Raw genomic sequence first — 12,624 nt, forward strand, 5'->3', positions numbered from 1 at the left:
CCGCGGACGGCCGGTGAGATCCGCGCCCCCGGGAACCCGCCGCGGACCGCGACGTGACGTCCAGAGCGCCGAAGGACACCATGAGCTCACCCGAGCAAGACCCTCAAGCCAGGACTCCCCCTGTCGCATGGAGCGTGGCGCTGCAGGGTGCCGTACGAGGCAGGGCCATGGCGCAGACGACCACCGCCGCCCTGATCGTCGGCTCGACCCTGTTCATGGTCAACCTGTACTCGCAGGTCAGGGACGGCCCGTTCACCTGGCCACTCGCGGCTCGCACAGCACTGACCTTCCTCGTGCCATGGCTCAACGCGACGATGGGGATCACGATCGGCCTGCGACGCCCCGGCACTCCACCCCGCCGCCCGGCCCCGCCCCAGGCCGCGGCCGCTCCCCCGGAGCCCGCCCCACCCTCACCACAAGCCGGCTGCCTCCAGCCGGGATTCCTTGAAAGGTAATGCCCATGTCACTGGTTCCGCTGCTCACTTCCGACGAGTTCTCCTCGGTCGACCAACCCGCTCTCACCCAGGGGATGAGCGCGTACGGCGAGGTGCTGAACACCTGGGCGGGCATCGGGAACAGCCCCGGCCTGCTCGCCACCTACCTTCCCTTCCTCAGGCAGGTCAACGGACCGGGCTCGCTGGACGGGCGCGTGAAGGAACTGGTCGCCGTACGCGTCGCCGTGCTCAACCACTGCCGCTACACGACGAGTCACCGCTGCACGTCGGCGCTCGCCAAGGGGGTGTCGGTCGACGAGCTCGCGGCCGTCGCGGGCGGCGAGCTCGGGGGCTTCACCGAGCAGGAGCGGCTGGCGCTCCGGCTGGCCGAGGAGATGACGGTCTCCCTTCCGGCCGTCCCCGTGGAGAGCGGCCTCACCGGCGTCTCGACGGATGTCCGCGACGAGGCACAGCGGGTGTTCGACGCGGCGCAGCTCGTGGAGCTCGTGATGTGCATCAGCATGTGGAACGCCCTGTCACGCTTCCACCGTGTCATGGCCTTCGAGCTGGACATGCCCGAGCCGCCCGCACCCGTGGCGGCCCGGCTCTGAGACCGCGCGGAATCCGAGGCCGGCCGGACGGGAGTCCGGCCGGCCTCACGCGCATCCGGACGGTCAGCCGGGAATCTGGCCGGCTTCACGCTGCAGCCGGATGAGGAGGGACATGAAGTCCTGCTCACCCAGGCCGGTCGAGATGCACGCCTGGAGCAGTTGCTGCACGACGCCGGTGACCGGCAGCGGGACCCCGCCGGCTGCCGCCGCTTCGAGGGCCAGGTCCAGGTCCTTGCGCATCAGCCGCGAGCTGAACGTCGACGTGTAGTCGTCCGCCAGAAGGGGCCCGATCTTGTACTTCACCAACGGTGACGCGACCGCCGAGGCGGCGACGACCTCCAGCAGCCGGTCGCGCTGCACGCCGTGGGCCTCGGCCAAGGCGACGCACTCCGCGAGGAGCTCGGCCGTCCCGGCGACCATGAGGTTGAGGGCCAGCTTGATGATGCGGGCGGCATCCCCCTCGCCGCTGTGGAACACATGGGGGCCGATGTCGCGCAGCAGGCCCTCCACGGACGCGAAGACCGCGTCGTCACCCGACGCGATGATCGTGAGGTTCCCGGCACGCACGACACCCGGGTTTCCGCTCACGGGAGCGCGCAGGTAGCCGATGCCGGCGGCCTCGGCTCCGGCGGCCACGTCACGGGACACCTCCACGGAGACGGTGCTCATGTCGACCAGGACCCGTCCCTTGCCGGACGCGGCGTGGGCGAGCCCACCGTCCGGCGCGAGCGCGACATCGGCCAGGGCGCGGGAGTCCGCGACCATCGTGATGCACACCTCCGACCGGTCCCACGCCTCGGCGGGGGCGTCGAGCTCGATCGCGCCCTGAGCCACGAGGCCGTCAGCCCTGCCCTTCGACCGGTTCCAGACACTCACCTCGTGGCCTGCGCCGATGAGTCGTTCGGCTATGGCGGATCCCATCTGACCGAGACCCAGCACGGATACGTTCACGTTCATCTCCTGAGACGGTGCGCGACATGCGCAAGGGGTTGTCGATCCCACCCGGCGCCGGGCCGCTCGCGTTGGTGCGCGGCTCCGGCCCGGGCGCCGGGTGAGGGCTCGCTAAATCGATGCGGACAGCTGCCAGTCGAAGGCGAGCTGCGCGTGGGAACGGGGATCGCAGAGGCTGCCGAATCCCCCGGCGAAGTACACGAGGGGGTCCGAGTCCGCCTCGTAGCCGCAGCTGACGACCTTCCCGATGAAGACCGTGTGGTCTCCCCCGGCGACCTCCTTCTGCACGTCGCAGGCGAAGTAGGCGACAGCGCCGTCCACGACGGGGAGCTCGTGGTCGGCCCGCAGGCCCATACCGGCGAACTTGTCGTCGCACCGGCTCGCGAACCGCAGCGCGTGGTGCTCCTGTCCCCGTGCCAAGACACTGACCGCGAAGACCCCGGAGCCGGAGATCGCGTCCCGCGTCGCAAGGGTGTTCCCGACGCACACCAGGAGCATGAGCGGATCCAGCGAGACGGACGCGACGGCGCTGGCCGTCATCCCCGCCGGGCCGTTCGGCGTCCTGGTCGTCACGATCGTGACGCCGGTCGTGAACCGCGACATTGCCCCGCGGTAGACGACGGACATGTCCTGCGCGGTCGACGTACCCATGGTGCCCTCCGTTGCGTGTGACGAGATGGCTCGAGCACCGCCTGTGCCCAGGCGGCCCGGGGGTGTGGCTGACGACGGGTTCACCGGTTTCACCGGCTTCTGCGGCGCGAACGGGCGCATGCCTAGCGGCGCAGTTGCGCGACCAGCCGGCGGACCTCGTCGGACGGCGGTACGCCGAGCTCCCGCATGCGCACCGCGTACCGTTGGTAGAGGGCCAGCACGGCGTCGTCGCTGCCGCTGGCGTGCGCCAGCTGGATGGCCAGCCGCCAGGCCTGCTCGCGGTACGGGTCCTCGCGGAGCACGTAGTCGACCAGTCCCTTCGCCTGGCGGTACCGGTTCATCCGGTAGGCGAGCTTGGCCGCGTCGACCCGCGCCGACAGGAAGGTCTCGGCGAGGAGCACGCGGCGCTCGGCGACCCACGCACCGGAGACCGTCGCGAGGTACGGGCCCCTTTCGGCGCTGCTGAGGGCGTGGGCCAGCGTCTGGAGGCGGATCTCCCCGTCCTGTCTGCCGGCCTGGGCGATGAGGTCGGCCGCGCGTTGCGCCGAGCCCATGGCCACCGCGGGGCCGGGCATGCGGAAGACGTCGCCGTCCTGCCTCGGGCCCAGGTCGTCGGGCAGGACCTCACGAAGCCGGTAGAGGGCCTGCCTCAGGTAGTTGCGGCCGGCGGCGTCGTTACGACCGCCGAAGAGCGCCCCGAGGAGCTCCTCGCGCGTGGCCCTGCGGTCGGGTCTCCCGAGCAGGTAGCTGAGGAGCTCGACGCTCTTGGTCAGCCGGGGCTGAGCCGTGTTCCCGTCGACGGTGAGGACCGGCTCGCCGAACTCCTCGAGCACCAGACGCGGCGTACTCACGTTCACGCGTACGGGATGCGGGCCCGACAGGGCCGCGAGGACCTCGTACCAGGGGGACATGCGGCTGGACTTGGTGTCCGCGGCTCTGGCCGCGACCGACGGCATGTCGGTGAGGGCCGTCAGCAGCAGGTGCTGTGATCCGTGCGTCGAGGCCGAGGTCATCGCGAGGTCGGCCGTGGCGTCGGACTGGTCCTCGAGGCCGAGACGCCACTGCGCCTCGGCCAGGTAGACGGCGGCCGTCGGGAGATCCAGGTGGCGGTCCCCCTTCTGCATGCTCAGGACGCATTCCGCGAGGAGCTCGTAGGCCTCGGCGTCCTTGTCCTGCAGGAGCATCGACAGGCCCGACCAGACCTGCCACGTCTCCCGGGTGAGGACGTACTCCGAGGCGCCGTTGGCCGCCGCTTCCGCCAGCACGCGGTCGGCACGCCCCGTGTCGCCCTCGAGGCGCAGCCGCAGCTTGGCCTCGACGAGCAGGCTCATGTTCCGGTACACCTTCGATCCGGTCGACGCGATGAGGTCCCGCCCGCGCTTGATGGACGCGCAGGCCTCCTCTCCCCGGCCGAGGTCCAGCATGAGGTCGACGGCGTCGACGGCGTGCAACCAGACCGGCTGCGACGAACCGCTGCGCGGCTCGAACATCGACATCGCGGCGTCGAGCCGTCCGGTGGCCCGCAGCGCGGCGACGACCCAGGGGCCGCCCAGGATCGTCCGCCACGGGTCGAACGAACCCACGTCGTCGAGCCCTTCGAGGCGACCGCGCATGAAGGCCAGCCGCATCAGCAGACCGTCGACCGGGCCGGACGGAGTGGGCGAGTACTCGGGGAAGGGCGGTGGCTCCTCGCCGGTGGCGAGCGCGATCAACGTGTGCGCGATGAGCCAGTTCCGGCCCGGTGAGAGCTGGTCGGCGACGGACCGCGCCTCCTCGATCCGGCCGGAGTGCCACAGGCACCAGCAGGCCAGGACGTGGGCCTCCTCGAAGTCGGGGGCCCCCGGCTCCGGAAGCCACGCGTATCCGTGACGATCGACGAGTTCCACGCCGCGGTCGCACTGCTCCAGTGCGAAGGCGACGCGCAGGATGACCGAGCCGATCTCCGGGGTCGGAGTACGGGCCGACCCTCCCAGCGCGTCGAGCCAGCGTGCCGCCGGCTCGAAGTCCATCCGCGCCACGAGGCTGGGAAGGGCCGCGGCGGCCAGCCGCCCGGCCGCCTCCAGGTCCCCGAGCCGCAGCAACTCGTCGACGGCCTCCTCGCGTTCGCCGCGGGCGATCAGGAGCTCGGCGTGCCGGCGACGGACCGCGGTGAGCGTCCCGGCGTCCTGCCGCCCCAGGACGACGCGCAGGAAGTCGCGGAACACCGGGTGCGGCGTCATGCGGGAACCGTCCGGCGACCACGTCACCGGAAGATGCCGGACGCGCAGGTCCGCCATGACCTGCGCCGCGTTCTCCTGGCCCAAGGCGCGGGCGCCCTCGACCGATATCTCCTCCAGCAGACTGGTGTGGAGGAGGAAGGTCCTCTCCACCGGGCAGAGCGAGTTGAAGACGTTCGCCGCGACGTAGGACCGCAGCGAGTCCGGATCCATCTCGCGGGAGCGCGCATGACGCCATCCCTCGAACAGGACCCCGGTCACCCAGCCCCCCGTCGCCGCCACGGCCCGGGCCGGATGCACGTCGACGTGGCCGACGGTCCGCAGTGCGGCGTCGGCTTCCTGGGCGTCGAAGGCGAGATCGCTCTCGATCAGCTCGCCCACCCGGTCGCGTTCGCTCGTCGGGCCCGGGTCGAGGTGGACGTCGACACGCGAGATCAGTACGAGGTTCACTCCGGACGGCAGGTAGCGGGCGAAGGACGAGAGCACGGCGACGCAGCTCTCGTCGGCGGCGATCCGTTCCACGTTGTCGCACACGAGGATGAGGCGGCTTCCCTGGAGGCTCTCGGCCAGCAGCCCGGCCGCCTCACCGATGTGGAGGCTGCTGCCCAGGGCGTCGGAGGCCACGTCGGCGGCGCCGGCGACAGCGCCCTCGAGAGCCGCTTCGAGGTAGACGAGCAGGCGCCCTGCCGCCCGCTCCGTGCCGTCGAGCGACAGCCAGGCGACGGGCCGGTCGAGGCCGCTCACGGCAAGGGCCACCGCCGTGGTCTTGCCGGCCCCGGCCGTCGCGAAGACGTTCACCACCGTGTGGCGATCCAGCATGTCCCGCAGACGTCGATTGAGCCTCTCGCGGACGACGACGTCCTTCGCCGGCTCCGGCGCCGCCAGTTTCCGCCGGATGATCGCGCGATGGTGCCGTCCGGACGCGTTCGGGCCGCTCGGCCGGTCGGAATCAGAGTCACCCATCGGATGTCGCGCCTCCGTGATCCTCAGTGCTCCAGCGGGAGTTCGCACCGGTCGTCCGGGACAGAGAACCCGTCCGTGGCCGGTGGGACCGGCGCCCGCACGCCGATCCACCCCGGCTCGCCCCGGTCGCCGACAAAACCATGTGTGTCGCCGGGGCCCACACGCACCGGGCGACGTGTCAGGCCGCCCCGGGCGCACCTCCGCCCGGGGCGGTGGCGAGTGCGGCGGTTCGCGACCGGCGGCGGCCGCGAACCTCCCCGCACCGTCGGTGGGTTCAGCGGACCCGTGAGCCCTCGAGCCGGGCGCCGTCGAGGCGCCGGGCGTACTCGGGCTGCTCGCTGTAGGCCGTCACCTCGGGAACGCTGCGCTTCTCGAGGCCGCAGACCTTCCGGGCGAGCTCGGTGATCGGCCCGTGGGGCGACAGCTCCGAGCGCTGCATCGTGCGCATCCGGGTGGGGAGCATCGGGGTCCCGTTGAACTGCTCGAAGGTGCTCACCCGGTCGCCGAAGTCGGAGAGGAACAGGTCACGGATGACGCGCGAGATGCGCAGCCGGTCGTAGGGCTCGCCGACCGCGCCTTCCTGCAGCGGCGCCAGCCACTCGTGGAGCTCGGGGTTGTTCCACTGGTCCTCGGTAGGGAACAGGAGGGAGGCACGACCGGCGAGGTCGATCACCTCGTTCCTCATGTCCGCGAACCGCTCCAGGTAGTACGACCGGCCGAAGTCGAAGAGCAGGACGTTCGGCTTGAAGAGCCCCGACGGCGAGATGAACCCCTCCGTCTCGGACGCGATCACGTGGGCCCGCATCGTCTGGTAGAACTCGACGAGACGGGCCACGCGCGCCTGGACCGGCGGGATCTGGAAGGTGCCGAGGTGCTCGGTCATCAGCATCGCCAGGCCGACCATGAGTTCGGCCCGGACCATCTGCCGGATGAGCGCCTCGTAGTGCGTCCAGTCGAAGATGCGCTGCGGGTACAGCGAAGCGTGCTCGGGGCTCCCGATGTGGAAGACGAGATCCCACGGAATGAACACGTTGTCGAAGATAACGGTGCATTCGAGCTCGTCGCCGGCCGAAGCGATCGGGTGGTTGGCGGCATCGTCACGAACCGTCGTCTCGCGGGACGTTATCGTGACGCCCGGCGCGTTCACCGGACAGGCGCCATAAATGATCTGTTCGCTCTCGATTCCGGGGCGGTAGAAGACGCCGATGTGAAGATAGTCGGCGAACGGCGCACCGGTGACCACGGCCTTGACGCCCTTGACCACGATGCCGTCGTCACGAGTCTCCACGACGCGCAGCGCGGTCTTGGCCGCGTGCGTCCTGGACCGGTCGATCTGCGGGTCGATGAAGGCGAAGGCGCAGTTGAGGTCGCCCTCCTTCACCAGGTCAAGGAAGCTGCGGATGCCCACGGTCAGGTCGCGCCCGCCGGTGCCCACGGACTGGTCGCTCCACGGCTGCGGGTCCTCCGCGTAGGTGACCAGGCCGTAGTTGTTCGCGCACGGGGTCCGCCCGATCGATCCGCCGTCGAGCTCCCGGACCACGGTCTCCAGGTACTCACGCTTGCGCCGCAGACCCGCGGCGTCCACGTGCTTGAACCACATCATCGAACGACGCACTCCGTCGTCGTCGACGAAGGTCATCATGTCCTGCATCTCGGGCTCGTGGTGCAGGTCGTAGAACTTCGCAAAACTCTTGGCCGCTGCCCTGGTCTTCGGGTGCGTCGTGATGTCGTCGATCCGGTCACCGCCGACATAGACAACGCGCCCGTCCCTGAGGGACTCCAGGTACTGATCGCCAGTTCGCATCAAATGCCACCTTCTGCCCTCGCCCAAGCACCGGCGTGCCTGGGCTGCTGTTTCTCGGGCCGTCATTCGATTTCCACTCGACAGGACATCGTCGGGGAATTGCCGTGCATCCTTTTGTGAATCCACCCGAGCCTTCGGGAAACCGGCGAATCAGCGTCGTGATCGACCGATCACCCGAACCGCCCGATTCGAGTCGAGGAAATTCCGTCTTGCCGTCGAGTTGAAAGTGCCTCGGCCGTTGATTACTCGAGCCTAGCCACGGGACGTTAGTCGGGCGTTAATCCCGATGACGCCCCGCCGGTCATATCTCCGGGGCTTGTGACGGGGCGACGTGACGCGGGCCGACCACCGGCCCACGCCCCCCGGGCACGCACCACGACCATGCACCTCCCCCTCGCGAACGACCGTTCCTTTTTGCCAGCCCCATCCTGCGGTGCCGGCGGACGGCACGTCAAGATGAATATTCATTTTCTTTTCATCCCGGAGAGAGACACCCGCGGAGAGCGCGAAGAGGGCGAAGCCCCGACCGTACGGTCGGGGCCTCGCCCTCTTCTGTCTCACTGGTGTCCGAGGGGGGACTTGAACCCCCACGCCCGATAAAGGGCACTAGCACCTCAAGCTAGCGCGTCTGCCATTCCGCCACCCGGACAGGTGATCCGCAGGGCTGGCCCCGCGGCGACAGGCACAACGATACCAAGGATTCGGGGTGGGTTTCACCTGCATATCCGCAGGGTGCACAGGGTGCCGGGGCCGTGTGGGCCCCGGCACCGGAGTGGTACTACGCCGCCTCGGGCGGCATCAGGTGGTAGCCGGGGAAGTTCCCCGGGGGGCGTTCGCCCGCGGGGCCGCGCGTGACGGCGCGGACCAGCAGGTCGCCGCCGACGAAGGCGCCGCGCCAGGAGGCGCCGAGGCCGCCGAAGGGCTCGGCGCGGTCGCCGCGGGACCGGGGCCTGTTGTGGCCGACCTTGAAGGCGCGGATGTCCGGGGCGAGGCGGGCGTAGGTGTCCTCGTCGTCGGTGGAGAGGGTGGCGACGAGGGCGCCGCCGCCGGCGTTCATGGCGGCCAGCAGTTCCGCCTCGGTGTCGACCAGGACGATCGTGTCGACCGGGCCGAAGGGTTCCGCGTGGTGCAGCGGGGAGGTGGCGGGCGGGTCGAGGAGGGTGACCGGCGCCAGGTAGGCGGCGGTGTCCTGGCCGGGCAGCAGGCGGGCGTCGGCGAGGCTGCCGCGGTGGAGCGGGGTGGCGCCGCGGTCGATGGCCTCGGAGACGAGGTCGTCCAGTTCCTTGGCCTTGGCCGCGTTGATCAGCGGCCCGAAGTCGAGCTCGGGGAGGTCGTCCCCGGGGTCGTCCACGGCGAGCGGGTGGCCGAGGCGCACGGAGCGCACGACGGGCAGGTAGGCGGACAGGAAGTCGGCCAGGAGATCGCGCCGTACGACGAAGCGGGGGTAGGCGGTGCGGCGCTGCTTGGCGTAGTCGAAGGTCCCGCGGAGGTGACCGCTCAGGGACTCCCAGTCGCTGTAGTCCCACACGCCCCAGGTGTTCAGGCCCTCCTGCTCGATGACATGGCGTCTGCTGGGGTCGGTGAGGGCGGCGGCGGCCCGGCCGCCCGCGTCCCGGCCGCCGACGGAGCAGACGCAGCCGATCTCGGGGGCCCGTACCAGCGCCTCGCAGAGCTCGTCGCCGCCGCCGACCAGGGTCACCGGTACGTCCTCGCGGGCGATGAGCGCGCAGGCCAGGGTCAGGCAGGCCAGGCCCCCGTCGGCGGGGGGCCTGGCGATGGCGGCGTTGCCGGCCAGCGCCTGCACGAGCATCGCGTGGACCAGGATGCTCATGGGGTAGTTCCAGCCGGCGATGTTGCCGACCGGGCCGGGCAGCGGGCGGCGCCACTCGACCATGTCGTCGATCTCGCCGACGTACCAGCGGACCCCGTCGATGGCCCGGTCGACGTCGGCCAGGGCGAGCCGCCAGGGCTTGCCGATCTCCCAGACCAGGAGGAGCGCGAGCAGCACGCGGTGCTCGGCCAGGGCGTCCAGGGCGGCCGAGACCCGTGCCCTGCGCTCGGGAAGCGGGATCACCCGCCAGGCGCGGTGCTGGTCGAGGGCGGCGCGGACGGCCTGCCGGGCGGTGTCCGCGTCGAGCCGGGGCACCCCGGCGACGGGGGTGCCGTCGACGGGGCTGGTGGCCGGCAGGATCCGGCCGTCGGGCCGCCAGGCCCCGGCCCACAGGTTGAGCACGCGGTCGTCGCGGAACGCCTCGGGGGCGGCCCGCAGGCACCGCCGCCAGACGTCCGTCCAGGCCGTTCCGGGTTTGAGGGTGAGGGTCATGGCTGCCCCGCTCGCTCAAGGCGGATCTCCCGCAGCGCACCACCACGGGTGTAGAGGAATCCCCGCACCACCTCGGTGTGGGGCAGCTCCGTGGCGGCGCGGAGGCGGGCCATGCACGCGCGCAGATCGTGCTCGGGGTCGCCCAGCACCGCGCAGTCCTCGTGGTGCACCAGCACGATCTCGCGTGTGCCGCCCTGCAGTTGGCTCAGCCGGAGCGAGCGGAGGGTGTCGGGGGTGACGCACCCGCCCGCGTTGCGGATGACGTCGGCGTCGCCAGGCCGCAGCCCGAACATCGCCTCGACACCGAGCCGGGCGTCCATGCACGCGACGACGGCGACTCCGGTGCGGGCCCGCGTCCTTGTGAGGTCGAGCGGTACGAGTGCCGCGCCCACGTCGTACCTGCGGGTGAGCAGCTGCTCCACGCCCGCGGCCCCGGTGGGGGCGGTCACCGCAGCAGCCCGCGCACGAGCCGCGCGGTCTCCGAGGGGGTGCTGCCGACCTTGACGCCGGCGGCCTCCAGCGCCTCCTTCTTGGCCTGGGCGGTGCCGGAGGAGCCGGAGACGATGGCGCCGGCGTGGCCCATGGTCTTGCCCTCGGGCGCGGTGAAGCCCGCGACGTAGCCGACGACCGGCTTGGTGACCAGGCGGGAGACGTAGGAGGCGGCGCGTTCCTCGGCGTCGCCGCCGATCTCGCCGATCATGACGATCAGGTCGGTGTCGGGGTCGTCCTGGAAGGCGCGCAGGCAGTCGATGTGGGTGGTGCCGATGACGGGGTCGCCGCCGATCCCGACGGCGGTGGAGAAGCCGAGGTCGCGCAGCTCGTACATCAGTTGGTAGGTGAGCGTGCCGGACTTCGACACCAGGCCGATGCGACCGGAGGTGGTGATGTCGGCCGGGATGATGCCCGCGTTGGACTGGCCGGGGCTGATGAGCCCGGGACAGTTGGGCCCGATGACGCGGGTGCCGGAGGCGACCGCGCGGGCCCGGAAGGCGACCGTGTCGTGCACGGGGACGCCCTCGGTGATGACGACGACGAGCCCGAGGCCGCCGTCGACGGCCTCGTCGACGGCGGCGCGCACGAAGGGCGGCGGCACGAAGACGACGCTGACGTCGGCGCCGGTCATGCCGACCGCCTCCTTGACCGAGCCGAAGACCGGGACGGTGCGCCCGTCGAACTCGACCCTCGTGCCGGCCTTGCGCGGGTTGACGCCGCCGACGACGTCCGTCCCCGAGGCGAGCATGCGGCGGGTGTGCTTCATGCCCTCCGAGCCGGTCATGCCCTGGACGATCACCTTGCTGTTGCGGTCGAGGAAGATGGCCATCGCGATCAGCTCCTTGCGGGCTCGGCGGCCCGCGCGGCCGCGCCGTCCATGGTGTCCAGCTGCTGTACGAGGGGGCCCAGCGCCGCCGCGGCCGCGTCGAGGATGGCCCGGCCGCGCTCGGCGTTGTTGCCGTCGAGGCGGACGACGAGGGGCTTGGTGAGCTCGACCAGGTCGAGGGCCTGGACGATGCCGTCCGCGACGGCGTCGCAGGCGGTGATGCCGCCGAAGACGTTGACGAGCACGGAGGCGACGTCGGGGTCGGAGAGGATGACGCCGAGCCCGTCGGCCATGACCTGGGCGGAGGCGCCGCCGCCGATGTCGAGGAAGTTGGCGGGGGCCCCGCCGTGGTGGGCGACCACGTCGAGGGTGCTCATCACCAGGCCGGCGCCGTTGCCGATGACGCCGACGGAGCCGTCGAGCTTGACGTAGTTGAGGCCCTTGGCGCGGGCGGCGGCCTCCAGGGGGTCGCCCTCGCCGGGGGTCTCGTACGCCTCGTGGTCGGGGTGGCGGAAGCGGGCGTTGGCGTCGAGGGAGACCTTGCCGTCCAGGGCGAGGACGCGGCCGTCCGTGGTGCGGACCAGCGGGTTGACCTCGACCAGCAGGGCGTCCTCGGCGGTGAAGACCTCCCACAGTGCGGTCAGCACGGGCACGGTCTCCTCGGGGAGTCCGGCCGCTTCGGCGATCTGCCGGGCCTTCTCCTCGGTGACGCCCTCGGCGGCGTCGACGGGGACGCGGGCCAGGGCCTGCGGCCGGGTGGCGGCGACCTCCTCGATGTCCATGCCGCCCTGGGCCGAGGCCATGGCGAGGAAGGTGCGCTCGGCACGGTCGAGGAGGAAGGAGACGTAGTACTCGTCCTGGATGTCGGCGGTCGGCGTCAGCATGACCTTGCCGACCGTGTGGCCCTTGATGTCCAGGCCGAGGATGGCGCGGGCCTTGTCCTGCGCGTCCGCGGGGTCGGAGGCGAGCTTCACGCCGCCGGCCTTGCCGCGGCCGCCGGTCTTCACCTGGGCCTTCACCACGACCTGCCCGCCGAGGCGTTCGGCCGCGGCGCGGGCCTCGGCGGGGTCGTCCACCACGTGGGCGTCGAGCACGGGGACGCCGTGCCGTGCGAAGAGCTCCCGTGCTTGGTACTCGAACAGATCCATCGTCAAACGCACCTGCCCTGACTCGGGGTCGAACGATAATCCGGTGCAGACCTCTGGACACCGGGTCGTCCATGCGGGATAAACGTCTGCATACAGTATTCGTCGCCTGTATGCAATGTACAGACCGCGGGGTGGAATCCCGCGCTCGGCCCGCTCGCCGGCCCCCCGACCGGAAGGAACCTTGGTTGTGACGAAGGCTTTGGAG

General features: G+C 71.1%; 10 protein-coding genes and 1 tRNA gene. 2 read left to right on the forward strand and 9 right to left on the reverse strand.

The annotated features are described in order from the left end of the window. Positions 1–167 precede the first annotated feature (167 nt). Together ACFV3E_RS43320 and ACFV3E_RS43325 are read left to right on the forward strand one after the other, a co-directional pair. Positions 168–455 carry a hypothetical protein gene (locus ACFV3E_RS43320; protein ID WP_500541576.1) on the forward strand — a complete coding sequence of 96 codons (288 nt, stop codon included), beginning with the start codon at positions 168–170 and terminating at the stop codon, positions 453–455. 5 nt (positions 456–460) lie between these two features. After that, on the forward strand, positions 461–1,045 hold the full coding sequence (locus ACFV3E_RS43325) for a carboxymuconolactone decarboxylase family protein (RefSeq protein ID WP_500541578.1): 585 nt from the start codon (positions 461–463) through the stop codon (positions 1,043–1,045). 63 nt (positions 1,046–1,108) lie between these two features. Here ACFV3E_RS43325 and ACFV3E_RS43330 read toward each other — a convergent pair whose 3' ends face one another. The 9 genes from ACFV3E_RS43330 to sucC all read right to left on the reverse strand — a co-directional run bounded on the left by ACFV3E_RS43330 (position 1,109) and on the right by sucC (position 12,419). Continuing rightward, a complete protein-coding gene (locus ACFV3E_RS43330) occupies positions 1,109–1,996 on the reverse strand; it encodes an NAD(P)-dependent oxidoreductase (protein WP_500541580.1) in 888 nt (295 codons plus the stop codon). 111 nt (positions 1,997–2,107) lie between these two features. Then, complete coding sequence (locus ACFV3E_RS43335; RefSeq protein WP_500541581.1) at positions 2,108–2,647, reverse strand: flavin reductase family protein; 540 nt, start codon at positions 2,645–2,647, stop codon at positions 2,108–2,110. A 122-nt stretch (positions 2,648–2,769) separates the two neighbouring features. Then, on the reverse strand, positions 2,770–5,826 hold the full coding sequence (locus ACFV3E_RS43340) for an AfsR/SARP family transcriptional regulator (RefSeq protein ID WP_500541583.1): 3,057 nt from the start codon (positions 5,824–5,826) through the stop codon (positions 2,770–2,772). Positions 5,827–6,100: 274 nt separating this feature from the next. Continuing rightward, positions 6,101–7,630, reverse strand: a complete 1,530-nt coding sequence (locus ACFV3E_RS43345) for a 4-hydroxyphenylacetate 3-hydroxylase N-terminal domain-containing protein (protein WP_500541585.1) — start codon at positions 7,628–7,630, stop codon at positions 6,101–6,103. A 561-nt stretch (positions 7,631–8,191) separates the two neighbouring features. Next, positions 8,192–8,279, reverse strand: a tRNA-Leu gene (locus ACFV3E_RS43350). A 129-nt stretch (positions 8,280–8,408) separates the two neighbouring features. After that, entirely contained in the window at positions 8,409–9,953 is a 1,545-nt protein-coding gene (locus tag ACFV3E_RS43355) for an aldehyde dehydrogenase family protein (RefSeq protein WP_500541587.1), read from the reverse strand. Then, a complete protein-coding gene (locus ACFV3E_RS43360; RefSeq protein WP_500541589.1) occupies positions 9,950–10,402 on the reverse strand; it encodes a carbonic anhydrase in 453 nt (150 codons plus the stop codon). Before ACFV3E_RS43360 ends, ACFV3E_RS43355 begins: the two co-directional genes overlap by 4 nt. Then, on the reverse strand, positions 10,399–11,274 hold the full coding sequence (gene sucD, locus ACFV3E_RS43365; protein WP_500364908.1) for a succinate--CoA ligase subunit alpha: 876 nt from the start codon (positions 11,272–11,274) through the stop codon (positions 10,399–10,401). The genes ACFV3E_RS43360 and sucD overlap by 4 nt, the downstream gene beginning before the upstream one ends. 5 nt (positions 11,275–11,279) lie before the next feature. Beyond that, positions 11,280–12,419 (reverse strand): ADP-forming succinate--CoA ligase subunit beta, encoded by a 1,140-nt coding sequence (gene sucC, locus ACFV3E_RS43370; RefSeq protein WP_500541591.1) that lies wholly within the window; start codon positions 12,417–12,419, stop codon positions 11,280–11,282. Positions 12,420–12,624: the final 205 nt, after the last annotated feature.

It is taken from the genome of Streptomyces sp. NPDC059718, from assembly GCF_042733315.1.
Classification (GTDB): domain Bacteria; phylum Actinomycetota; class Actinomycetes; order Streptomycetales; family Streptomycetaceae; genus Actinacidiphila.